Here is a 24,364-nt window from a genome sequence, read left to right as displayed (position 1 = left end):
CGAATATGGATATTGTATTAGGACTACAATGGGGAGATGAAGGAAAGGGAAAGTTTATTGATCTGATCAGTGAAAATTACGACATTACAGCTCGTTTTAACGGCGGATCTAATGCTGGGCACAGTATTGAAAGAAACGGACGCAGAATAACGCTTAAAATGATTCCTTCGGGAATCTTTATGAAAGGAGTACAGAATGTGATCGGTACGGGAACTGTTATTGATCCGGTAAGTTTTAAAAAAGAAATTCTGAATCTTCAGGTATTTGATAAAACCGTTCAGCCAGAAAACAATATCATTATTTCCCAAAAAGCACACCTGGTAATGCCAACGCATAAGCTTCTGGATATTTTTATGGAGGAAAGTCCCGAGTATACCACTATCGGAACTACAAAAAATGGGATTGCTCAGGCGTATTCAAACAAAATATTAAGACAGAATCTGAGAGTAGGGGATATATTTTCATCGGATTTTCAAAGCAGGGCACAGCACATTTTGGATAGAGATTACAGAATGCTGGAAGAAGAAGGAATGCTTGTTTTGCCTGCTTTGGAAGAAATCAGTAAAGAGTTTTTTGATGCGGTGGAATTTCTTAAAAAATTCAATTGTACAGAGACTGAAATTTATATCAACAAAGCTTTATCTGAAGGTAAAAAGGTATTGGCAGAAGGATCTCAGGCAGCGATGCTGGATATTGATCATGGTACTTATCCGTATGTAACGTCTTCCTCCACGACAGCATCAGGGGCGAGTAGCGGTTTAGGTGTGTCACCGAAAAAGATCGGTGAGATTTACGGTATAGCAAAAGCGTATTGTACCCGTGTGGGAAATGGTATATTTCCAACGGAACTTTTAGATGAATTTGGAGATGATCTCAGAATGAAAGGAAATGAATTTGGTTCCAATACAGGACGTCCTAGAAGAACCGGATGGCTGGATTTACCTGCTTTAAAATATGCGGTAATGATCAACGGGGTTACTCAGCTGGTTCTGACAAAAGCGGATGTTTTGAGTGGATTAAAATCTGTAGCAGTCTGTACCCATTATGAACTGGAAGATGGAAAAACAGTGGATGTTTCAGGTTTACTTCCTGAAAATGGAAAACCTGTATTGAAATGGATGAATGGCTGGAATGCTGATTTCTCTGCAATGAAAAGTCCTTCTGAGCTGCCAAAAGAAGTCCTCGGGTTTCTGTCATTCCTGGAAGAAGAATTGGGAATTCCTGTGGCTTATCTTTCAACCGGGCCGGGAAGAAATGAAATGTTAAAATTACTCTAATAAATAGTAATAGAATAGAAAGAGGTTAGAAAATTTATTTCCTAACCTCTTTTTGTATGAAGAAATTTAGTTAACTTTTGTAAGGATGAAGCGTTGTTTTGTAGAAGGCTGAAGCGTTTGATCAGTTGTTCCGATTACAATAGGGGTAAGATTGGTTGTTGTGCCATTTTTTACCTCTAATCTCAATGCTGGTGCATTCTTCGGAGCAAATCCAAATCCATTATTTCCTAAGTTGAATAATAACCATTTTTGAGAATCCGTATTGGCATTGGTTCTTAATTCAACAGCTGTTCCATTCGTTGTCCCATTACTTTTCACGGTTAACACCTTGGTAGGATCCAATATGGATTTGATGGTATAGTAACCATGATCTGATTTGGTGAAAGTAAATCTCTGGTTATTCCCTGTAGAAGCAGAATACAGAATGATGCTGGTGCCGTCTGTAGTTGAACTTCCTGAAACATCTACATTTTTATCACTTGCTAAAGCTGTTCTCATTGTATACGTTCCGTTGATGGCAGAAGTAGCATTAACAGGTCCGTACAGATGATTGATACCAGCATAATCACCTGCAGACAATCCTGTTCTTTGCTTAGTGAATGTGGAACCATCCAGCTTAGTCATTACAGGCTGACTTGAGTCTATAGCAAAGTCTGTAGACTGATACATCATAACTGAACCGAAATCAAACGCCCCGTGTCCTGCGTAATCATTGTAAAGATTGAAGTTATGACGGCTTCCTTCTACGGCTTTATTAACATCTACAATGATGTACTGATCCCTATCCGGGCGGCACTGCTCGTGCATGATTCCCATCGAATGCATGATTTCGTGAGCAATAATTGCCGGATAAGTGATATTATAGATTTTAATACCATTAACTCTATTTTTCTGCCATCCAAGCGGAGAGCTGTTGGATGTTGTATAGGTAAAAGTAATATATTCTGTTTGGTTGGTTCGTTCAACAAACTGCATACTGGTTTGTGAAGAAATCATATCAAATGCTTTGTTGATATTGGTCAGGAACGTATTATAATTCTGGGTACTCAGACTTCCCTGGCTGGGTAATGTATAATAGACGGTTGCATTCGGCCATGTCTTAATAAAAGAGCTTACAATGGTACTTTTCTCTGCTGTTGATGTTCCGGAGTTGGCCTGCTTTTGTAATACATTAAACTGTTCGGGGCTGATCGTAATATCTTCTGCATAAAAATATTCACCATTTATTTCATTAACATAAGTGAATTTTCCGTCAATAGATAATTTGTGAATCTTTGCATTGTCGAGCTTCGTGGTTGCAGGATCGATTGAATCAGCTTGAGGATTTTCAATGTCTGACCTACATGAATTCAGTGCCAGAACAAGGCATCCTGATAATAGTAATAGTTTGCTTTTCATATTATTTAATATTGGTTTGGTGATCAAGGTTTAAAATATGAACAGCTATATTATTATCATACGCATGAGATTATAAAAATACATCAATTTCTAAGTTTTGATTAAGTCTTCATTATAATTCAGCTGTGTAACGTAAATATATTAATAAAAATCATATTTACATATAACATAATATAATGATTGTTTTGTTGTTTTTTTATTTGAAAAATGTATTTATTTCGTTAATGTAATTGTTTTAATTTAATTTTTACTATTAAATTTTAAATTAGATTATTTCACGAATATTTGACATAGTGTGTAAAAATGTATATTTCACTAGTGTAAAGTTTGTTTTGTTAGTAAATTGATAAATTACAGTGGAATTTGTAATGTTTTTTGATTCTAAATAATACTACTTTATTACTATTTGTTTTTCAAAAATAATATTGTCAGTATAAAGCATCAGGAAGTTCAGGGTAAACTTAAGGCTCCTGTATAAGAATATAAAAAAAGCGAGGCATTTGCCCCGCTTTACATTTATGCTTTTAAATTCAATTGTAATTCTAATTCGTCGAGCTGTGCATCAGCAATCGAAGCAGGCGCATCGATCATTACATCTCGTCCTGAATTGTTCTTAGGGAAAGCAATATAATCTCTGATTACTTCGTTTCCGTCAAGAATCGCTACCAAACGGTCAAATCCGAATGCTAAACCTCCGTGTGGTGGTGCTCCGTATTTGAAGGCATTCATAAGGAATCCGAACTGAGCTTCTGCTTCTTCTCTGGTAAATCCTAATAAATCGAACATTTTAGACTGAAGATCTCTGTCAAAAATTCTGATAGATCCACCTCCGATTTCGTTTCCGTTCAGAACCATATCATAAGCGTTAGCCCTTGCTTTTCCAGGATCAGTTTCCAATAAGTGGATATCTTCCGGTTTTGGAGACGTGAAAGGATGGTGCATTGCATGGTATCTTTCGGTATCTTCATCCCATTCCAATAGCGGGAAGTCTACTACCCAAAGTGGAGCAAACTCATTTCCTTTTCTTAATCCCAAACGGTTTCCAAGTTCCATTCTTAATGCAGAAAGCTGAGCTCTTACTTTATTTTCGTTTCCGGAAAGAATCAACATCAAGTCACCTTCTTTTGCTCCGAATTTTTCGATGATCTTTGCTAAATCTTCTTCGTTGTAGAATTTATTTACCGATGAGGTTTTTACACCATCATTCTGGAATTTTGCCCAAACCATTCCTGAAGCACCAATCTGAGGACGTTTAACCCAATCCACAAGTTCATCAATCTGCTTTCTTGTATAGTCTGCACACCCTTCTACATTGATTCCGACTACTAATTCAGCATCATCAAATATCTTAAAGTCTTTTCCTTTTACCAGTTCATTCAGTTCTACGAACTCCATTCCGAAACGGATATCCGGTTTGTCATTTCCATATTTTCTCATCGCATCTGCGAAAGTCATTCTTGGGAAATCTCCGAATTCCTTACCTGTAATGTCTTTTAATAGAGTCTTAGTCATTCCTTCGAATACGTTCATAACGTCTTCCTGCTCTACGAAAGCCATTTCACAGTCGATCTGCGTGAATTCCGGCTGTCTGTCTGCTCTTAAATCCTCATCACGGAAGCATTTTACAATCTGGAAATATTTATCCATCCCACCTACCATCAAAAGCTGTTTGAAAGTTTGTGGAGACTGTGGCAATGCATAAAACTGTCCAGGATTCATTCTGCTTGGTACAACAAAATCTCTTGCTCCCTCTGGAGTAGACTTGATCAAAACAGGTGTTTCCACTTCAATAAAACCTTCTTCAGATAAATAATTTCTTACTTTCTGTGCCATTTTGTGGCGGAAGATCAGCTTATCTTTTACCGGATTTCTTCTGATATCCAGATAACGGTATTTCATTCTTAATTCTTCACCACCATCCGTTTCATCCTCAATGGTGAAAGGTGGAAGCTGAGAATCGTTCAGAATAGTCAGTTTTTCTACCAGAATTTCAATTTCCCCGGTTGGAATATTAGGGTTTTTGCTTACTCTTTCAATAACTCTTCCGGTAGCCTGAATCACAAATTCACGGCCCAGTTTTTTAGCTTCCTCCATCAATTGAGCAGAAGAGCGGTCCTGGTCAAAAACCAGCTGGGTAATTCCGTAACGATCTCGAAGATCTACCCAAATCATAAATCCTTTATCACGGATAGTCTGTACCCATCCTGATAGTGTAACTTCTTCATTCAGATTTTTCAGAGATAGCTCTCCGTTGGTGTGTGATCGAAACATAATTATTTGTTTAAAGTTCAATGTTTAAGGTTCAATTCCGAACCTTGAATTTTTCGTTGGCAAAGATAAGATTTTTGCAGGTTTTATAAATAAAAAAAACTCCCTTTCGGAAGTTTCATATATTGTTTTTGGATTTTTTTAAATTCTGTTACCACCTTTTGCGATCAGAATTCTCTTTACATCCTCACTGCCTTTTGTTTCATCAGCTACTTCAAGAGGTGTTTTATTCTGACATTTTTTATTCACATTTGCCTTATTGTCCAAAAGGAAGTTGATAATATTCTTTCTGTCAGACATTACACTGAAGCCAAGGGGTGAATAAAGTATATCTCCCACAAGAAAACATTTGTTGTAATCTCCCGGAGCAAACTGTTTTTTAAATGTTGCTATATCATCAGAATAAATGGCTTTCATCTTTTCCTGACTCATCTTCTGGGCAGAGAACATGCTGCCGGACAGTAACATTCCAAATAGAAAAGTAGTAGAGATTATTTTTTTCATAAGGATAATTTTTAAGAATATACAAATCTAAATTAAATTTTATTACCAATTGCTAAGTTTTTCTAATAATTGGATTTGTATTTTTGGGATTACATAAAATATTAATTGCGAAATGACAAAATATATTGAATTTTTGAAAAAAGCATTCAGTGGTGAAGAAACTGATTTTACGAAAGTGAATATCAGAAGTGCTGTGCTGCTTTTAGCCATTCCCATGATGCTGGAAATGGCTATGGAATCCGTATTTGCTCTTGTGGATCTTTATTTTGTCGGCCATCTGAAAGAAAGCGGTTTTGCGATTCAAACGGTAGGGCTTACCGAATCTGTACTTTCGATAATGTATTCTATTGCTATTGGGATGAGTATGGCGGCCACAGCTTTGGTAGCGAGAAGAATTGGTGAAAAAAATCCGGAACAGGCTTCCAGAAGCGCAGCACAAGTATTACTCGTTTCCTTTGCGATTACTTTTATTTTAAGTTTGCTTGGAGTAATTTATGCTGAAGAAATTCTGATTCTGATGGGCTCAAAACCGGAAGCGGCTGCTTATGGAAAGAGTTTTACCAGAATTATGATGGGAAGCAGCACGATTATTATGCTTTTATTTTTAATTAATGGGATTTTCAGAGGGGCCGGAAATGCTATGATTGCTATGAAAAGTTTATGGATCGCGAATATTGCGAATATCATTCTCTGTCCGATTCTGATAAAAGGCCTTGGGCCTGCTCCTGCTTTGGGACTAACGGGAGCTGCTTTGGCAACAACAATAGGACGTAGTATTGGTGTTATTTATCAGCTGTATCATCTTTTGGTTGCTGATACTCAGATAAGAATTAAACTTCCTTATTTTAAGCCGAATTATTCATTAATTAAATCCATTATAAAAATTGCAACTCCCGGAATTTTTCAGTTTGTCATTGCCTCATGCAGCTGGATTTTCCTTGCAGAACTTGTAGCAACTACAGGAGGAGAGAATGCATCGGCTGGTTATCAGACTGCTTTAAGACTGATGATGTTCTTTATGCTTCCAGCTTGGGGATTGAGTAATGCAGCATCCACTTTGGTAGGACAGAATATGGGAGCAAATGAAATGCTGAGAGCAGAACAGTCGGTGATGAAAACCGTGAAATATAATGTCATTTTTATGCTGGTGGTAAGTTTAATTTTCCTTTTTATGGGGAACTTTTTAGTTAGTTTTTTTACTCAGGAAATGGCGATTAAAGATTTTGCTAAAAATGCACTTCAGATTATGAGTATAGGATTTATTTTCTATGGAATCGGGATGGTGATGATCAATGCCTTTAATGGAGCTGGTGATACATGGACACCTACCTGGGTTAATCTTTTTGGTTTCTGGCTGTTTCAGATTCCGCTGGCCTATTTTTTATCAAAATATCTTGACCTGGGACCCAAAGGAGTTTTTATATCAATTCCAGCCGCAGAAACATTGATTACCATTGTTGCCTTTATCTTATTTAAAAAAGGAAAATGGAAGACAATAAAAGTGTAGAAAGCGTGGGTGATGGAATTCTCCAGCTTTCCTCCCTAATTTATAAAACTTTAACAGCTTCACTAATTGGATTTTAGTATTGTATTTTCTAAATTCGTGGTACAACAAATACATAATACTATGGGAAAAGGAGATAAAAAATCTAGAAGAGGGAAAATCAATTCAGGAAGTTATGGTAAAAGAAGACCTAAAAAAGCCTCAAAATCTTTTGCTGCTTCTGAAGAAAAATCTAAAAAGTAATCAAAAATAAAAAGACCGAAGATCATATCTCCGGTCTTTTTTATGAAAATTAAATTAATTATTTACCTCCCAAAATATTACCAAGGATGCTGCCTAAACCACCGCCGCCTTGTTGTTGGTTTCCACCACCACCCAATACACTTCCCAGTATATCGTTCAGTGGATTTCCTGATGATTATGATTGTCCGCCACCTCCTAAAACACTTCCAAGAATGTCATTCAAAGGATTAGACTGCTGAGCTTGTGCCTGATTGGAAGCATTACCAAGGATCCCTCCCAAAAGATCTCCCAGGCCGCCTGCTCCTACATTGCTCTGTTGTTTCTGCTGTCCGATGTAACCCATTACTACTGGTGCCAGCATCGCAAGGATAGGACCAATTTTGTCTATTGAAATTCCTGTGTTCTGTGACAGTTGGTTTTCAACGTTGCTTTTTTGCCCACCGAAGATATGATCAAGAATAGATCCTCCTTCAGCCTGTCTTGCTTCAATTTGTGAAGCATCATTTAAAATACTTCCGTTGTGGTCTTTATCTAAAGCATTATTTAAAGCTTCTGCTTCTTTAGCATCCTGAGATTTATTTCTAAGATAAGAAATGATAAGAGGGGTAGCAACAGCTAACAGGGCAATTACCTGGTTTTTACTGATTCCGAATTTGTTTTCAGCCTGTTCAGCAACCTGATTGCCTGTGTTCCCTGTAAGTAGGTCAATTAAACTCATTTTTTGTGTTTATTTAGTATTAAGTACACCAAAGTTATCAAAAAATATGCCTCACAAAATCACCGCCCTTCATAATTATTGTTAAAGTTTCTGAGCGTGTTTCAGAAGACCTTAGTTTTTAATGATAGGAACGTTTGAACACGCTTCTCCGAACATCAGAGATTTTACAATAGGCTTTAGCTGTTCTACCAATTCGATATAAGCATTTTCAGGAATTTCTTTATCTGAACATCCTTTCACCAGTACTCTTTTTCCTCTCATTTCTTCAAAATCATGAGTCTGGATGGCATTATGCATTAAAATAACTTCCAGATCCTCGCGGTTTCCAAAAACTACTTTCTTTGCGACATCGGTAATTTTTGCTGTTAAAACAAAATAAGCCCATAGAGGAATAATAGTGTCTACAGAATTGTAAATATATACGTAAGCGTCTTTATATTTTTCCGTATCGATAGCATCTACCTTTTCGCGGAAATCTTTTTCTTTCAGGATCAATTCCTGAAAAAGGAAATCTTTAAGGTCTATACCTTTTCTTTCCCCTTTTGGCAGTAAAGTGGTAAGGTCAAAATTGATAAGGCCGCTTTCTGCAACTTTATTCCGGATTTCAAATTCTTCTGACATTTTTTATCATTATCTTTGAACAAATTTACGAATTAAGATCATATCTGTCTTAATTTGTTCTCTATCCTTACTATAGAAATGAAGTATTATATTATTGCAGGAGAAGCTTCCGGTGATTTACATGGAAGCAATCTGATGAAAGCCTTAAAACACAAGGATCCCCAAGCGGAATTCAGATTTTGGGGTGGCGACCTGATGAAAGCTCAGGGCGGAACGTTGGTGAAGCATTACCGTGATCTTGCTTTTATGGGATTTCTGGAAGTGGTGATGAACCTCCGTACTATTCTGAATAATATTAAATTCTGTAAAGAGGATATTCAGAAGAACAGACCTGATGTTTTGATCCTGGTGGATTATCCTGGATTTAATCTGAGAATTGCCAGATTTGCCAAGGAATTGGGAATCAAAGTCGTTTATTATATTTCTCCCCAGCTTTGGGCTTGGAAAGAAGGCCGAGTAGAGATTATTAGAAAATATGTGGATGAAATGATGGTCATCCTTCCATTTGAAGAAGACTTTTACAGAAAACATGGAGTTCACTCCCATTTTGTAGGTCATCCTTTGCTGGATGCTATTTCAGACCTTGAGGAAATAAGTATTGAACGTTTCAAATCGGAGCATGGCTTGAATGAAAAAGAAATCATTGCATTGCTTCCTGGTTCCAGAGAACAGGAAGTAGAAAAGATGCTTGAAATAATGCTTTCCGTAAGACCGCAGTTCCAAAACTATCAGTTTGTGATTGCCGGTGCGCCAAGTCTTCCAAAAGAATTTTATCAGAAATATGTAGATGATAATGTTCATTTTGTTTCTAATAAAACCTATGATCTGCTAAGATGTTCAAAAGCTGCTTTGGTGACTTCCGGAACAGCTACGTTGGAAACCGCTTTGTTGAATATACCTGAAGTAGTTTGCTATCGTGGAAGTAAAATTTCCTATGCTATTGCTAAAAGATTGGTGAAAAATATCAATTATATTTCTCTGGTTAATCTGATTATGGACAGAGAAGTGGTGAAAGAATTGATTCAAAATGATCTCAATACCAAAAATCTGGTTGAAGAGCTCAATAAAATTTTGTCAGGAGAGAGAAGGGAACAGGTTCTGAATGACTATCATCTTCTCAGAGAAAAGCTTGGCGGAAAAGGAGCCAGCGATCATGCTGCTGAGGTGATATTGAAAGTGTAGTTTGTATTGATTTTCTGATTATTAATCTACTTTTTAACTATGAATTATTGTAACCGTTTTCTGTTATTACTGACTTTTACTTTGTTTTTCACAAACAGTTTTGCCCAGCAGAGCAGTGTAAGAGATAAAGTCCAGATATTTTATTACGGCTGGTACGCCAATCCTGCAACAGATGGAGAGTATCAGCATTGGAATCATGAGATCCTTCCTCACTGGAGCAATCCGAAGTGGAACAATCTGGGACATCATAAAGGAGGAGATGATATCGGAGCTAATTTTTATCCGGCTCTTGGCAATTACAGTTCCAACGATGCGAAAACCATCGAGCAGCATATGAAAATGATCAAAGACTCAGGAGCAGGAGTGGTTGTCGTAAGTTGGCTGGGAAAAGATTCGTTTACGGATAAAAGCCTTATCAAATATCTGGATATTGCAGATCGGTATGATTTAAAAATAGCATTTCACATTGAGCCATTTTATAAAAACACTTCAGAATTAAAAGAGCAGCTTTCTTATCTGGTAAAAACGTATTCTAATCATCATGCATTCTATAAAAAAGAAGGGAAACCTCTGTTTTATGTCTATGATAGCTATAAAATACCTAAAGAAGAATGGGTGAAAATACTATCTACAAATGGAGAAAAAACAGTCAGAAATACAGATTTAGATGCCCTTTATATCGGACTTTGGGTTGAGAAAGATGATGCTGAATTTTTTGATTCGGCAGGCTTCGATGGTTTCTATACCTATTTTGCCAGCGAAGGATTTGTATACGGAAGTACAACTTCGAATTGGGATTTTATGGCAAACTTCGCTAAAGATCACCATCTGATTTTTATTCCTTGTGTGGGTCCTGGTTATTCCGATACAAGAATTCGTCCATGGAATGAAGCGAACTTCAAAAGCAGAGACAATGGAAAATATTATGAGAAAATGTTTGATGCTGCTATTAAAGTAAATCCGGAGTTCATTGGCATTACATCATTCAACGAATGGCATGAAGGAACACAAATAGAGCCTGCTGTTCCTAAAAAAGCCGGTGATTTCAAATATGAAGATTATGGGAAAGATCCTTTATTTTATATCAAAGAAACGAAGCGTTTAACGGATAAATTTTTGAAAAAGAGATAATATACTTTTAATCCTAATTTTTAGGAAAAAAAATTAAGCGTTCTGTTAACATTTTTAATGATGACAGAGCGCTTATTTAGTTTTTAAAGAGATCATGAATTTCCCATTCATTGCCTATTTTAAAAGGATAATTAATGGATTTTGAACAAACAGCCTCTTCTTATTTTGGCAATATGCTTTATTCTTGGAATTCTTTTTCAGGATAAAATGGTATTGCCAGAGACCATTGTTGGTGGAGTTGGAATGACCTGCTCAATATTGTTGATTTTAATCTGCTTTCATTCTTATCTTCTGCATAAAACCAAAACAGTTTTCCTGATGCTTCTGCTGTTCGGAGCAGGAATTGTTCTTCATTTCTATAACACTTCTTCACTAGTTGGTAAACATTTGGTGAAGAAGCATGAAACGATTTCATTTAAGATCTCTCAGAAATTAAATTCTTCGGAAAAATATAGAAAATATGAGGGCATTGCACAGTCAGATAATGCATGTTTCACTTCAATTTTTTATGTTCCAAAAGAGAGTAAAGAGCTGGATTTTATTCACTACTACAAAGCTGAGGCTTACATTACACAACCTCAGGTTCCATCGTATGATTTTCAATTTGATTATGCTCAATATCTGAAAAGAAAACATATTGATTACCAGGTTTATCTTTCAAAAGAAATTATATCTGCAGAACGGAATGATTTAAAGTGGGCAGATCAGCTTAGGCAGTATAGGTTTGAGGTTCTTAACAAAATAGATAAAACAGAAATTTCTGAGAAAACTAAAGAATTTCTAAAAGGTATTATTCTGGCAGACCGAACAGAGATTGACACGGGTACTGTTAGAGATTTCAATAGATCAGGGCTGGTTCATTTTCTTGCTATTTCCGGAACTCATATTGTGGTTGTTTTTGGGATATTCTATTTTTTTCTGATTCGGTTTGCTCCTTTACAATTCAGAAAATATGCTGCTATTTTTAGTTTGATTTTTATCTGGTTGTTCGCCGCTTTTATTGGATTTGGGAATTCAGTATTACGATCTTGCATTATGCTGAGTGTTTATTTCATTTTTGTTTTGCTTCAGCGAAAGACGGATTTGCTTCACTCACTGGCCCTGTCTGCTTTTTTTATTCTAATCGGAGATACACAACAGCTTTTTGATGTAGGTTTTCAGCTTAGCTTTTCGGCTGTTTTAGGCATTTATTGGCTGAATCAGCCTTTGTTGAAATACTTCCCAGAACAGGATAATTATATTAAAAAACTCTTGTTTAACACAATTACAATATCTTTATCCGCACAGTTGGTAACTCTACCTCTGGTGTTGTATTATTTTCATCAGTTTTCATTGATATCAATCCTTGCCAATTTTGTTATTGTTCCTTTTTCTGAATTAATTATTATTTTCTCTTTTTTAATAACAGTTCTTATTTCTTTTGGGATTGATTTTGAACTTATAAATGGTCTGTATGATGAGATTATTCAGGTTTTACTGAAGGTGATCCATTGGTTTGCTGAAGTGGATGTGCTGTTCTTTGAAAATATTCCAATGAATGGGGTAGAAGTGATGTCCGTATCAATGTTTGTCTATTTACTAAGAGCAGCGATACTGAAATTCAATGCGAAAAACACGATGAGGCTGATGATGGCAGCAATACTATTTCTCATGATAAGAAACGGAATCACAGCTTTTGAAAATCGGAAGGAAGAGATATTGGTTCATCATTTTAACAGAAACAAAATTTTTTCAGTGAAAAATGGTGACCGAGTCTGTTTCTGGATTTCGGATATGAAAAATAAGACGAAGATTTTACAGTATATAGTCAATCCATATTGTGCTTCCAGAAGAGTAGATCATTTTGAGATAAAAACCTTGTCACCCTCCATTCAAAAAGTAGTTTTCAGGAATAAGATTTATGATCTGAAATGATGGTTCTGAATTTAGCCATTTTCCTGTATTTATAATGGGTGAAAATCTTATTTAGAAAGATTACAAACTGTCTATTTGTGAGATTTCTCACTTTTCGATATTGTTAAACTTTCTTAATTTTGTGGAAATTCAAATTTAAACTTATATGGCAGGTTTAACGAGTTCTACGATAGGTAGAAAATACGCTATGGCATTATCAGCTCTATTTTTGCTGATTTTTCTTATACTGCATTTGACAACCAATTTGTTATCAGTTCTAAACAAGGATGCATTCAATACAGCATCTGACTTTATGGGCTATAATCCTTTTGTGCAGTTCTTAATGCAGCCTATTCTTGGTTTTGCAGTAATTTTCCATTTTGTAATGGGATTTGTGCTTGAGATCAAGAATAATAAAGCGCGTCCGGTAAAGTATGCAGCAAACAATGCATCAGTGAATTCTTCATGGATGTCCAGAAATATGATTATTTCAGGAGCTGTTATTTTAGCTTTCTTGGCGCTTCACTTATATGATTTCTGGCTACACGAAATGAATTACAAGTATGTAGAGGGATTGACTCCTGATGCAGAACGTTTCTGGCCTGAGCTTCATGAAAAGTTTGCTGACCTTTGGAGAGTAGCTTTATATGTAATCTCTTTTGTTTTGTTAGGATTACACTTAGCTCACGGATTCCAGTCTTCATTCCAGTCTATCGGTGCCAGACATCCAAAATATACGCCGGTGATCAAAGCTTTCGGGAAATGGTATTCAATTCTTATTCCTGCAGGATTCATCATCGTAGCAGTTTTCCATTTTATAACTCAATAATATCAATATACTAATATGAGTAAATTAGATTCAAGAATTCCAGCGGGTCCTCTTAAAGACAAGTGGAAAAATCATAAAGACCATATGAACCTTGTTGCACCAAACAACAGAGATAAGATTGATATTATTGTTGTAGGTACAGGTTTGGCAGGAGGTTCTGCTGCAGCTACATTAGCTGAGCAAGGATACAACGTAAAAGCATTCTGCTATCAGGATTCTCCAAGAAGAGCTCACTCGATTGCAGCTCAGGGAGGGATCAACGCAGCTAAGAATTACCAGGGAGATGGTGACTCTACTTACAGATTATTCTACGATACCATCAAAGGTGGTGACTATAGAGCAAGAGAAGCTAACGTTTACAGATTAGCTGAAGTTTCTGCAAATATTATTGACCAGTGCGTTTCCCAAGGGGTTCCTTTCGGAAGAGATTACGGTGGTCAGTTGGATAACCGTTCATTTGGTGGGGTTCAGGTAAAAAGAACTTTCTACGCAAAAGGACAAACCGGACAGCAGTTATTATTAGGTGCTTATTCTGCAATGAGCCGTCAGATCGGTAAAGGAAGAATCAAGATGTACAACCGTCATGAGATGTTGGATCTTGTTATTGTTGACGGAAAAGCAAGAGGAATTATTGCAAGAAACCTTGTAACAGGAGAAATTGAAAGACACTCTGCTCACGCAGTGGTAATTGCTTCAGGAGGATACGGAAACGTATATTTCCTTTCTACCAATGCAATGGGATCTAACGTTTCTGCAGCATGGAAAATTCACAAGAAAGGAGCTTACTTCGCAAACCCATGCTACGTACAGATTCACCCTACTTGTATTCCTGTTCACGGAACACAGCAGTCTAAACTGACTCTGATGTCTGAATCACTAAGAAACTCAGGAAGAATCTGGGTTCCTAAGAAAATTGAAGATTCAGTAGCGATCAGAGAAGGTAAATTAAGACCTGAAAATATTAAAGAAGAAGATAGAGATTATTATCTGGAAAGAAGATATCCTGCATTCGGTAACCTTGTACCTAGAGACGTTGCTTCTAGAGCTGCTAAGGAAAGATGTGATGCCGGATACGGAATTGAAAATAATGATACTAAAGAAGGTGTTTACCTTGATTTCTCTACAGAGATCATGAAAAAAGGTAAAGAAGCCGCTATCGAAAAACATATTCATAACCCTACAGATCAGCAGATCTATGATCTTGGTAAAAAGTGGGTTGAGGAGAAGTATGGTAACCTATTCGTAATGTACGAAAAAATTACAGCTGATGATCCTTACAAAACTCCAATGAAGATCTATCCTGCAGTTCACTATACAATGGGTGGTGTTTGGGTTGATTATAATCTTCAGTCTACGATCCCTGGATGTTTCGTAATCGGTGAGGCTAACTTCTCAGATCACGGGGCAAACAGATTGGGTGCTTCTGCATTGATGCAGGGTCTTGCTGATGGATATTTTGTACTTCCTTACACGATTGCAGATTACCTTTCTGCAGATATCAGAACAGGAGCTATTCCTACCAATTCAGCAGCATTTGACGAGGCTGAAAAAGGAATTAAAGAGAAAATTAATTTCTTCTTAAACAATAAAGGAACTCATTCTGTTGACTATTTCCACAAGCAGTTAGGAAACATTATGTGGAATAAAGTAGGTATGGGAAGAACTCCTGAAGGGTTAAGAGAAGCGATCAAGGAAATTGAAGAAGTAAGAAACAACTTCTGGAAAAACGTAAAAGTTCCGGGAGAAGGAGAAGGAATGAACACTGAGCTTGAAAAAGCATTCAGAGTAGCAGACTTCCTTGAGCTTGGACAATTAATGGCTATCGATGCACTGCACAGAAACGAATCTTGTGGTGGACATTTCCGTGAAGACCATTCAACTCCGGACGGAGAAGCGGAAAGAGACGACGTAAACTACAAATACGTCGGAGCTTGGGAATATCAGGGAGACGATATCAACGCGGAAGTGTTGCATAAAGAAGAACTGATCTACGAGAACATCGAGGTTAAAACTAGAAGTTATAAATAATCTCCAACCTATAAATATAACATTATGAGTGCAAAAAAAGGCTTACATCTTACGCTGAAAATTTGGAGACAAAAAAATAGTAAAACTAAAGGTCAGTTTGAGACCTATAAAATATCAGATGTATCTACAGACTCTTCATTTTTAGAGATGTTAGATATCCTGAACGAAAATTTAATTAACGAAGGAAAAGAACCAATCGCTTTCGACCACGACTGTCGTGAGGGAATCTGCGGTATGTGTTCTCTTTACATCAATGGTAGAGCTCACGGACCTGATACAGGTATTACAACTTGTCAGCTTCACATGAGAATGTTCAAAGATGGTGAGACGATCGTTATTGAACCTTGGAGAAGTGCTGCTTTCCCTGTAATCAAAGATTTGATGGTAGACAGAAGCGCATTCGACAGAGTAATGGCAGCAGGAGGATTCATTTCTGTGAACACTTCCGGTAATACACTGGACGCTAACGCGATTCCTGTGCCGAAAGAAGATGCAGATAAAGCAATGGATGCTGCAGCTTGTATCGGATGTGGAGCTTGTGTAGCTACATGTAAAAACGGGTCTGCAATGTTATTCGTTGGAGCAAAAGTTTCTCAGTACGCATTACTTCCACAAGGTAGAGTAGAAGCTAAGAGAAGAGTTCTGAACATGGTGAAAGCTATGGACGAAGAAGGATTCGGAAACTGTTCAAATACCGGAGCATGTGAGGTAGAATGCCCTAAAGGTATTTCTCTTGAAAACATTGCGAGAATGAACAGAGAATACATGGCTGCTCTTGTAGATCAAGGATAGAATTGATTCAAATACATAGAAAATCGTCTTCATTTTTGGAGGCGATTTTTTTATGGAAAAGTTAACCCTGTTAAAGTTTGTTAACTTATTAACTGATCTTCGTTATTCTTTATTTATTAAGTATATATTTGAAAGGTAATTGAATCGTTTTCTGAAAAAACTTTCAAATACTTTTTACCTCCAAAAAGATGATTTCCAATAATTGGAATATCTCTTTTTAATGGTAATAATAAAATTTTTAAAAAAAATAATTAGTGTGAATTAGCAAGCCCTAAAAAGCGTATTTTTGTGTAATATTAAAAATTGAAATGAAAAAATATCTTTTATTGTTTATCATCACATTCTTTGTGATGTCTTGTTCAAAAAAAGTAGAAGTAAAAGGAAAAATTACCGGAAGCTCACCATTAGAAAGAATTGAATTTGTAGAAGCTTCAGGAGTAGGAACCCTGCCTTTGATTAATATAGGTCTTGATAAAGACGGAAACTTTTCAGGGAATTTTGACGCTCCTAAAGATGGAATGTACGTAATCAATTACGCGGGCAGACAAAGCCTGATTTATCTTGAAGGTGGCCAAAAAGTAAATATCTCAGGAAACGGAGCTACTTTCCCAAATGAATATGTGATTACCGGAGATGCTAAAAAGAATAATGACTTCCTTACGGCAAGTATGAAGTTCTTGGCAGACTATGGAGGTAAAGTTAATTTACCTGTATTAATGGGTGGTGACGAAGCTGCATTTTTGAAAGGTATGCATAAAATTGAAGCAGATATTAATAAAAATGTAGATGACCTTGCCAAGAAAAATAATCCAAGCAAAGGACTTTTGGAATGGAAGAAAAACGATGTGAAAGTAACCATTCTTAACTTGCTTGCCAACTATGAAATGTCTCATGGTCCAATGTCAGGGAACCCATCTTTCAAAGCTTCTAAGGCCTTCAAAGATTACGAAACTCAGCTGGAAACAGACAAAGATGGAATGGTAAAAACTATTCCTCTTTACAGACAATATCTTCTTGTAAAAATGACTCCTGATTTCCAGAAATATGCTGAAGCAAACAGCAAAGGAAAAACAGGGATTACAACTTCTGAGATGTTCGCCCAGTATTTAAAAACAAAAAAAGATTTATCTCAAACTGCAAAAGATTATCTTCTTGCATTTGTAATGGCTCAGGCTGATATTCATCCAACAACTCCAGCTGCCAATATTGACAAGATTAAAAAGATCATCGATTCAGATATTAAAGATGCTACGATTAAAAGTGACCTTTTAAAAATGCAGGTAGCTATTACAGGACTTAAAATCGGAGAGACAGCTCCTGAAGCAGCGTTAGCAAAACAAGACGGAAAAACATATAAACTTTCTGAAAACAAAGGAAAACCTTATATGTTGTTCTTCTATGCTTCATGGAATCCTTACATTAGCGAAGCTACAGTACCTGTATTAAAAGAAGTGGTAAACTTTTATAAGTCTAAAATGAATTTTGTATTTGTAAACGTAGACGATACAAAAGATCAATTCATTAAGACAAGCAATTCTTTATTAAAAGGAATTCAGGGAGTGAATGTTTATGGAGAAGGAGGATTGAACTCTGACATCGCTAAGAAATATGGAGTATACGGGTTCAAGTTACCTTGCTTTGTCATTATCGATAAAGATGGTAAAATTGCCAGCAGATCTTTCGTAAACCTTGGTGAGCAGGAACTAGTGACTATTTTGGATAAACAAACAGGTCTTTCAGCTCCGAAGGTAGATCCAAATGCACAAATGCAGCCACAATTACAGCTTGATCCATCTGCAATGCAACAAGCGCCACAGCCAGCAAATCCACAGCCGGCTCCAACAAAATAATAAACTTTAACACAGTATAGAAACCTTATCTTCGGATAAGGTTTTTTTTATTGTATTTTTGCAAACCGGAACGTAAAAGTTCCCATTAGGAAAATAGAAAATTTTAGAATGAGTAGGAAGAAAAAAAGAGATCTAACTCTTGAAAATATAAAATTGTTGACAGCCGGAGCAAAAGGCGTGGCAATAGGAAAAACAGAGGAAGGTAAAACGGTAATGGTAACAGGCGCAATTCCAGGTGATATTGTGAATGTGAGAGTGAAAAAAGCAAAGTCTAAATACTATGAAGGCGAAGCCATTGAAGTACTTGAAAAATCACCGTACAGAGTTGAGCCTAAATGTATTCATTTTGGTACTTGCGGAGGATGCAAGTGGCAGAATATGAGCTATGAAAAACAGCTTGATTTTAAACAGGAAGAAGTCTATAATAATATCAAAAGGATCGGAGGAATTGATGACTTTGAAACGGTTCCGATTCTAGGATCTGAAGAACAATATTTTTACAGAAATAAAATGGAGTTTTCCTTCTCCAATGCGAGATGGCTTACTCAATATGAAATAAGCTCCGAAGAAAATTTCGGGAGCAAAGATGCCTTAGGTTTTCATATTCCGGGAATGTGGAGCAAGATTCTTGATTTGAAGGAGTGTTTCCTTCAAGAAGATCCTTCCAATGCCATTAGACTGGCTGTAAAAGAATATGGCGTTAATACTGGCCTTGACTTTTTTGATGTGAGAAATCAGGAAGGATTCTTAAGAACCTTAATGATGAGACAGAACTCCAAAGGAGAATGGATGGTTCTTTTCCAGCTTTACAGAGAAGAAAAAGAAAACAGAGAGAAACTTTTTGAATTCTTATTAGAAAAATTCCCACAGATTAAAACATTGGTATATGCCATTAATCCTAAACAGAATGACTCTATCTATGATTTAAATATCAACGTATATTTCGGAGAAGGGTATCTTATGGAAGAAATGGATGGGCTGAAGTTTAAGATTGGACCGAAATCATTCTTCCAGACCAATTACAAACAAGCGCTAGAATTATACAGAAAAACACTGGAGTTTGCAGACCTGAAAGGTGATGAAGTAGTATATGACCTTTATACAGGAACAGGAACAATTGCTCAGTATGTAGCAAGAAATGCAAAACAGGTAATCGGAATAGAATCTGTACAGGAAGCAATAGATGCAGCAATAGAGCATGCAGCATTGAACGGTTTAACAAATACAACGTTCTATTGTGGAGATATGAAAGACATTTTCAATGATGAATTCATGGCCAGCCACCCTAAAGCAGATGTATTAATCACAGATCCGCCAAGAGACGGGATGCACCAGAAGGTTGTAGAGCAGATTCTTAAGCTTTCACCGGAAAAAGTAGTTTATGTAAGCTGTAACTCTGCTACACAGGCAAGAGATCTTGCTTTAATGAAAGATCATTATACTTTAGTAAAGATCTTACCAGTAGATATGTTCCCACAAACACACCATGTTGAGAACATTGCATTACTGATTAAAAAATAAATTTATTTAAATTTGAATTTCAAATCTTAATATGAAGTACTTTAAATTTCTTATAGCGATCTGCTTTTTAGGAATGCTTGTTTCCTGTGGGGGTGACGATGATATTTGTGAAAGCGGAGAAGGAACTCCCAGAATGAAGGTGGCCTACAGAGATAAGGATAGTGGAAAAGAGACTACTCTGGATTCACTCTATGTTGCAGTAGATTATGGTGCAGGAAAGGTAGATCTCGGAGTCGCTGTAAAGACTGATTCAAGGTTAATTCCTCTACGGGTAGACAATTCACCTTATACAGACGTTTATTTTAAACTTACTAAAAAGGGGAAGGAATCTAAAGTAAGAATTAATTATACTACAAAGTCAACATACGTTTCTCCCGGATGCGGAATCAAAAAGTATTACGAGAATTTAACTTCAGAATTAGTAACTCCGGATCCAGTTCAGAAAGTGGAGGTCGGACAAAATCAAATCGAAAATGAAGACAAGACTAATCTTTACCTTTCTTTTTAGTTTATTTGGAATAATAAGCTGGGCACAAGACAAAAAAAAGGAAGCAGAGAAGAAGGTTCAGGAAAAATATGAACCTAATTTTATGGTTGGCCTTGATGTATTGAATACCGGAGCCGGATTTTTTTCAGATAGAAAACTGTATCAGGGATTTATTTCCTCCAAGATCAAAGGAAATGTTCATGCTATTGCAGAAGCAGGTTTTGAGAAAAACGTATATCAGAAAAATGGCTATGATGCTAAGGCAAACGGACCTTTCGTGAAGTTAGGTGCGTTCTATATGCTGGCAAAAGATGCTGAAAATGAATTCAACGGATTTTATGCCGGAGGAAAAGTGGCAGGATCATTCTATAATCAGGAATATATGGCGATTCCTGTTCGTGGATTTGGAGGAAGTAATTCTTCTGAAGCATTTCCTTCATCCTCGCAGTCTTCTTTTTGGCTGGAGGGAACTATTGGAGGTAGAGTACAGTTATTCAGCTCTAATTTTTATATAGATGTGAATCTTCAGCCAAGATATATGGTATACACTACCAAGCAGGATGACATCTCTCCGATGATAGTTCCCGGGTTCGGAAAAAGTTCCTCAAAGTTTAATATGGGATTTGCATGGAATATTGCTTATAAGTTCTAGAAATAACTGCTCTTACCGTTTAAGATAAAAAAAACACAAACTTTAGATTGTTCTAAAGTTTGTGTTTTTTTTAATGAATGTTACTTATAATTTCTATAAATGATAATTCTTGAATTGTACAATAATATAGAATATAAAATTAATCATATTCTTTGATTTGTATTTTTTTTAATGAATATGTTTGTTAGGTGTATAATATTAAAAAATATTAAGTTATTTCATTTGTGTGATTTATAAAATAGCTATATTTGGCGGAAATTATAATTGTGTTTTAATTTATGAAAAAAGTATTTACTGCTTTAATGTTTACTTTTATAGGAGGAGCAGTGTTCGGCCAATGGACACCCACCTCTCTTAAAAAAGGAGACGATAACAAAAGAAGTACAGGATTTAGAGTAGATCAATCTAATGTAAGAAGTAACGGGTATTATAAACTGGACCTGAACTTACTAAGATCTCAGCTGAAGAATGCACAGGAAATGGGAGCAAATTCCACTCCTGTAGTAATTTCTCTTCCTACAATGAGCGGGAAGATTGAAAGGTTTAATGTATATAGTTTTCCAGTAGTTGTAAAAGAACTGGCAGACAAGTATGAATTAGGATCTTATGTTGGAACTAGTGTCGATGACCCTACCAAATACTTAAGATTCAGTATCGCTCCTAATGATTTTCAGTCAATGATCATCCATGGAGATAAATATGAATTTATAGACCCTACAGCCGCAGATAAAACAGTGTATGCTGTTCATCCTAAAACAAAAAAGGAAAAGAACGGTTTCTTGTGTTCTACAGAAGAATCTCCTGCTGCTAAGAAGGAAATAGATGCTTTATTAAAAAATGAACAGTCGTTCACTAATCAGCCGACAACTTTTAACAAAAGTTCTGATAAGAAATACAGAACAATGAGACTGGCAATGTCTGTTACAGGTGAGTATACGCAATACTTTATGGGACTTGCTGGTGTACCTGCTACTGCTACGGATGATCAGAAAAGAGCTCCTGCACTTGTTGCTATCAATAATACTCTAACCAGAGTAAATGGAGTTTTTGAGAAAGACTTTGCATTGCATTTGAATTTACAGAACTTTCCTAATGTAATTTATATTGATCCTGCTACTGATCCATATTCTGCAGCTGCAACCGGAGCACAGGGAGCGTGGAACGCGCAGTTACAATCAGCTTTGACAGCCAATGTTGGAAATACCAACTATGATATCGGACACTTATTCGGTAAATCTGGAGGTGGAGGAAACGCCGGATGTATCGGATGTGTATGTATTAATCCTACAACTTCAGTTCCTAAAGGAAAAGGTTCAGGATTTACTTCTCCTGCGAATGGAATTCCATCAGGCGATAGCTTTGATATCGACTATGTAGCCCATGAGATGGGTCACCAGTTAGGAGCTAATCATACTTTCTCTCATAATCTTGAAGGAAGTGGAGTAAATATGGAACCTGGTTCTGGAACTACTATTATGGGATATGCTGGTATTACCGGTCCTGATACAGATGTTCAGCAAAACTCTGATCCTTATTTCCATAAAGCAAGTATCGGTCAGGTACAAGCGAACTTAATTGCAAAAACTTGTGACGTAGAAACGACAATTACCAATAACCCACCGGTAATTGCTGATCTGCCAACATATACTATACCAAAAGGTACTGCTTTTGCTTTGACGGGTAGTGCTACAGATCCTGAAAATGACCCAATGACTTATTCTTGGGAAGAGGTAGATGATGCCTTGGTTTCTATTGATAAATATAACTTAGGAAACACAACATCAGGAGCTTCATTCAGATCTGCTGCTCCAAATGCAAGCCCAACAAGATATTTCCCGAAATTTACGTCTGTAATGAACGGAGTATTAAATAATGCAAACAATACTTGGGAGGCAGTGTCTACTACGGCAAGAACTACAAATTTTGCATTAACGGTAAGAGATAATAATTCCAATGTAGCTCAACAGCAATCTGCTTTTAAAGTTCAGACTATTGTTGTAGGAGATAATGGTCCTTTCAGATTAGCTAACCAATATGCTGATGTGAATACTCCAACTCCAGTTCAATGGATTGTTGCCAATACCAATGCAGCTCCTTATAATGTTGCTAATGTAAAAATTGATTACACTACAGATAACGGAACAACCTGGACGGTATTATCAGCATCAACACCTAATGACGGATCTGAAAACTTCACTTTCCCTTCTTCATTGAACGGTCAGACAATTAAAGTAAGAGTTTCTTCAATAGGAAATGTTTTCTATGCGGTGGGACCTGTAAGTATTGCACCTCTATCTGCTTGTAGCAGTGCTGCTCCAACCAACGTTGTTGTAAGTAACATTACAGTGTCTTCAGGAAGTGTATCCTGGATGTCTTATACAGGCGCAACTTATAAAGTACGTTACAGAAAAGTAGGTACAACTGTATGGACTGAAGCTGATACAGCAGTTCCTTCAATCAACTTAAGTAACTTAATTGATGGTACAACGTATGAAGTTCAGGTAGCTTTAGTTTGTGGTACTACAGTAGGAACATATTCTGCATCCGTAAACTTCAGTACACCTGCACTTGCTTACTGCGCAGCTGCTTCAACAAGTTCAGACTATGAGTATATTGCCAATGTGACACTTGCGAATGTAAATAACACTTCTGTAAATAGTACATATACAAACTATACAACAAATACAGCACTTCAAATTAACTTAACAAAAGGGAATGTTTACCCTATGTCTGTTACCGTAGGGAACTCCGGTAGTGCTGATTATGATACGGTAGCTGCATTTATAGACTTTAACAAAGATGGTGTTTTCAGTGATTCAGAAAGAGTATTGAATTATCCTGTAACATTAACGCAGCCATCAACTGTAGTAAGCGGAAACGTTACAATTCCAGCGAATGCAGTAGAAGGACAGCCATTAAGAATGAGAGTTGTAGCATTCTATGTAGGTGCTGGAACTGGAGGGGGTAACGTTGGTTTATCATTACCTTCAGATTATGTTTGTGGAGAACTTTTCGATGGTGAGGTTGAGGATTATAACGTAGTTATTACGGGTAACCTTGCTACTTCTGAAAATACTATTAAAAATAATGGCATTCAGATTTATCCAAACCCTGCAACTGATGTTCTGAATATTACTAAGGTTTCAGATAAAGCAACTTATAAGATCTATAGTGCTGCCGGACAATTAGTAGATAGAGGAAATATCAATAATGGAAAGGTTAATGTTTCAGCTTTAGTTAAAGGTGGTTACATTATTACAATAGATGATAAAGGAATTGAACAGTTCAAATCTAAATTTATCAAAAAATAAAGATAACCTTTAAATATTAGTAAATCCCCGGGAACTCCCGGGGATTTCTTTATTTAGAGCATAAGTGATGAATTTGTTATTTTTTTATAAAAAAAACATAAATGCACTTATAAATTAATAATAAAAAATGATTAGATTTGTGTGATTAATATTAT

The 24,364-nt window shown here is 36.4% G+C and carries 18 protein-coding genes and 1 pseudogene; 14 read left to right on the top strand and 5 right to left on the bottom strand.

All coding sequences use genetic code 11. The features are described from left to right. Positions 1–5 precede the first annotated feature (5 nt). Positions 6–1,277: an adenylosuccinate synthase gene (locus RHP76_RS12600; protein ID WP_120232731.1), complete on the top strand. Its 1,272-nt coding sequence runs from the start codon at positions 6–8 to the stop codon at positions 1,275–1,277. Between the two features lie 66 nt (positions 1,278–1,343). Here RHP76_RS12600 and RHP76_RS12595 read toward each other — a convergent pair whose 3' ends face one another. The 3 genes from RHP76_RS12595 to RHP76_RS12585 form a co-directional block, all read right to left on the bottom strand. Next, on the bottom strand, positions 1,344–2,675 hold the full coding sequence (locus tag RHP76_RS12595; RefSeq protein ID WP_277693463.1) for a M12 family metallopeptidase: 1,332 nt from the start codon (positions 2,673–2,675) through the stop codon (positions 1,344–1,346). A 516-nt stretch (positions 2,676–3,191) separates the two neighbouring features. After that, positions 3,192–4,946 (bottom strand): aspartate--tRNA ligase, encoded by a 1,755-nt coding sequence (aspS, locus tag RHP76_RS12590; RefSeq protein ID WP_062675775.1) that lies wholly within the window; start codon positions 4,944–4,946, stop codon positions 3,192–3,194. A 138-nt stretch (positions 4,947–5,084) separates the two neighbouring features. Then, positions 5,085–5,447 (bottom strand): ankyrin repeat domain-containing protein, encoded by a 363-nt coding sequence (locus RHP76_RS12585; protein ID WP_120232733.1) that lies wholly within the window; start codon positions 5,445–5,447, stop codon positions 5,085–5,087. 112 nt (positions 5,448–5,559) lie between these two features. On the opposite strand from RHP76_RS12585, the gene RHP76_RS12580 reads away from it, so the two are divergent. Both RHP76_RS12580 and RHP76_RS12575 read left to right on the top strand, forming a co-directional pair. Next, positions 5,560–6,954 carry an MATE family efflux transporter gene (locus RHP76_RS12580; RefSeq protein ID WP_288440998.1) on the top strand — a complete coding sequence of 465 codons (1,395 nt, stop codon included), beginning with the start codon at positions 5,560–5,562 and terminating at the stop codon, positions 6,952–6,954. Between the two features lie 120 nt (positions 6,955–7,074). Beyond that, a complete protein-coding gene (locus RHP76_RS12575) occupies positions 7,075–7,194 on the top strand; it encodes a 30S ribosomal protein THX (RefSeq protein ID WP_065119703.1) in 120 nt (39 codons plus the stop codon). A gap of 58 nt (positions 7,195–7,252) precedes the next feature. Here the strand turns inward: RHP76_RS12575 and RHP76_RS12570 are convergent. Together RHP76_RS12570 and RHP76_RS12565 are read right to left on the bottom strand one after the other, a co-directional pair. Further along, positions 7,253–7,912 (bottom strand): annotated as a pseudogene (locus tag RHP76_RS12570) (DUF937 domain-containing protein). 111 nt (positions 7,913–8,023) lie between these two features. Beyond that, positions 8,024–8,533: a DUF2480 family protein gene (locus RHP76_RS12565; protein WP_120232735.1), complete on the bottom strand. Its 510-nt coding sequence runs from the start codon at positions 8,531–8,533 to the stop codon at positions 8,024–8,026. Positions 8,534–8,611: 78 nt separating this feature from the next. Between RHP76_RS12565 and lpxB the strand changes: the two genes are divergently transcribed. The 11 genes from lpxB to RHP76_RS12510 all read left to right on the top strand — a co-directional run bounded on the left by lpxB (position 8,612) and on the right by RHP76_RS12510 (position 24,209). Next, complete coding sequence (gene lpxB, locus RHP76_RS12560; RefSeq protein ID WP_123279063.1) at positions 8,612–9,715, top strand: lipid-A-disaccharide synthase; 1,104 nt, start codon at positions 8,612–8,614, stop codon at positions 9,713–9,715. Positions 9,716–9,754: 39 nt separating this feature from the next. Further along, positions 9,755–10,846, top strand: coding sequence for a glycoside hydrolase family 99 protein (locus RHP76_RS12555; RefSeq protein WP_311228338.1), 1,092 nt, complete (start codon positions 9,755–9,757; stop codon positions 10,844–10,846). A gap of 141 nt (positions 10,847–10,987) precedes the next feature. Next, positions 10,988–12,760, top strand: a complete 1,773-nt coding sequence (locus tag RHP76_RS12550; RefSeq protein ID WP_311228337.1) for a ComEC/Rec2 family competence protein — start codon at positions 10,988–10,990, stop codon at positions 12,758–12,760. A gap of 145 nt (positions 12,761–12,905) precedes the next feature. Further along, positions 12,906–13,568, top strand: a complete 663-nt coding sequence (locus RHP76_RS12545; RefSeq protein ID WP_062675783.1) for a succinate dehydrogenase cytochrome b subunit — start codon at positions 12,906–12,908, stop codon at positions 13,566–13,568. 15 nt (positions 13,569–13,583) lie between these two features. Then, a complete protein-coding gene (locus RHP76_RS12540) occupies positions 13,584–15,596 on the top strand; it encodes a fumarate reductase/succinate dehydrogenase flavoprotein subunit (RefSeq protein WP_120232739.1) in 2,013 nt (670 codons plus the stop codon). A gap of 24 nt (positions 15,597–15,620) precedes the next feature. Continuing rightward, complete coding sequence (locus tag RHP76_RS12535) at positions 15,621–16,388, top strand: succinate dehydrogenase/fumarate reductase iron-sulfur subunit (RefSeq protein WP_062675785.1); 768 nt, start codon at positions 15,621–15,623, stop codon at positions 16,386–16,388. A 308-nt stretch (positions 16,389–16,696) separates the two neighbouring features. Continuing rightward, on the top strand, positions 16,697–18,238 hold the full coding sequence (locus RHP76_RS12530) for a TlpA family protein disulfide reductase (RefSeq protein WP_062675786.1): 1,542 nt from the start codon (positions 16,697–16,699) through the stop codon (positions 18,236–18,238). Positions 18,239–18,346: 108 nt separating this feature from the next. Continuing rightward, positions 18,347–19,759 (top strand): 23S rRNA (uracil(1939)-C(5))-methyltransferase RlmD, encoded by a 1,413-nt coding sequence (gene rlmD / locus RHP76_RS12525; RefSeq protein WP_311228336.1) that lies wholly within the window; start codon positions 18,347–18,349, stop codon positions 19,757–19,759. Positions 19,760–19,790: 31 nt separating this feature from the next. Then, complete coding sequence (locus RHP76_RS12520) at positions 19,791–20,267, top strand: DUF6452 family protein (protein WP_123279067.1); 477 nt, start codon at positions 19,791–19,793, stop codon at positions 20,265–20,267. Then, positions 20,233–20,898 carry a DUF6048 family protein gene (locus RHP76_RS12515; protein ID WP_120232742.1) on the top strand — a complete coding sequence of 222 codons (666 nt, stop codon included), beginning with the start codon at positions 20,233–20,235 and terminating at the stop codon, positions 20,896–20,898. The genes RHP76_RS12520 and RHP76_RS12515 overlap by 35 nt, the downstream gene beginning before the upstream one ends. Before the next feature lie 278 nt (positions 20,899–21,176). Then, complete coding sequence (locus RHP76_RS12510; protein WP_311228335.1) at positions 21,177–24,209, top strand: reprolysin-like metallopeptidase; 3,033 nt, start codon at positions 21,177–21,179, stop codon at positions 24,207–24,209. Positions 24,210–24,364 lie beyond the last annotated feature (155 nt).

Origin of the sequence: Chryseobacterium sp. SG20098 (genome assembly GCF_031844745.1) — a bacterium.
GTDB lineage: Bacteria > Bacteroidota > Bacteroidia > Flavobacteriales > Weeksellaceae > Chryseobacterium > Chryseobacterium cucumeris.
Note: the sequence above shows the minus strand (reverse complement) of the source record. Positions and strands in the feature narration are given on the sequence as shown.

Bases quoted from the DNA above. Each gene is read 5' to 3' on its own strand.
- RHP76_RS12540 (WP_120232739.1), top strand. From the start codon at position 13,584: ATGAGTAAATTAGATTCAAGAATTCCAGCGGGTCCTCTTAAAGACAAG.
- RHP76_RS12555 (WP_311228338.1), top strand. From the start codon at position 9,755: ATGAATTATTGTAACCGTTTTCTGTTATTACTGACTTTTACTTTGTTT.
- aspS (WP_062675775.1), bottom strand. From the start codon at position 4,946: ATGTTTCGATCACACACCAACGGAGAGCTATCTCTGAAAAATCTGAAT.
- RHP76_RS12545 (WP_062675783.1), top strand. From the start codon at position 12,906: ATGGCAGGTTTAACGAGTTCTACGATAGGTAGAAAATACGCTATGGCA.
- RHP76_RS12565 (WP_120232735.1), bottom strand. From the start codon at position 8,533: ATGTCAGAAGAATTTGAAATCCGGAATAAAGTTGCAGAAAGCGGCCTT.
- RHP76_RS12585 (WP_120232733.1), bottom strand. From the start codon at position 5,447: ATGAAAAAAATAATCTCTACTACTTTTCTATTTGGAATGTTACTGTCC.
- RHP76_RS12515 (WP_120232742.1), top strand. From the start codon at position 20,233: ATGAAGACAAGACTAATCTTTACCTTTCTTTTTAGTTTATTTGGAATA.
- RHP76_RS12595 (WP_277693463.1), bottom strand. From the start codon at position 2,675: ATGAAAAGCAAACTATTACTATTATCAGGATGCCTTGTTCTGGCACTG.
- RHP76_RS12535 (WP_062675785.1), top strand. From the start codon at position 15,621: ATGAGTGCAAAAAAAGGCTTACATCTTACGCTGAAAATTTGGAGACAA.
- RHP76_RS12580 (WP_288440998.1), top strand. From the start codon at position 5,560: ATGACAAAATATATTGAATTTTTGAAAAAAGCATTCAGTGGTGAAGAA.
- rlmD (WP_311228336.1), top strand. From the start codon at position 18,347: ATGAGTAGGAAGAAAAAAAGAGATCTAACTCTTGAAAATATAAAATTG.
- RHP76_RS12600 (WP_120232731.1), top strand. From the start codon at position 6: ATGGATATTGTATTAGGACTACAATGGGGAGATGAAGGAAAGGGAAAG.
- RHP76_RS12510 (WP_311228335.1), top strand. From the start codon at position 21,177: ATGAAAAAAGTATTTACTGCTTTAATGTTTACTTTTATAGGAGGAGCA.
- lpxB (WP_123279063.1), top strand. From the start codon at position 8,612: ATGAAGTATTATATTATTGCAGGAGAAGCTTCCGGTGATTTACATGGA.
- RHP76_RS12520 (WP_123279067.1), top strand. From the start codon at position 19,791: ATGAAGTACTTTAAATTTCTTATAGCGATCTGCTTTTTAGGAATGCTT.
- RHP76_RS12575 (WP_065119703.1), top strand. From the start codon at position 7,075: ATGGGAAAAGGAGATAAAAAATCTAGAAGAGGGAAAATCAATTCAGGA.
- RHP76_RS12530 (WP_062675786.1), top strand. From the start codon at position 16,697: ATGAAAAAATATCTTTTATTGTTTATCATCACATTCTTTGTGATGTCT.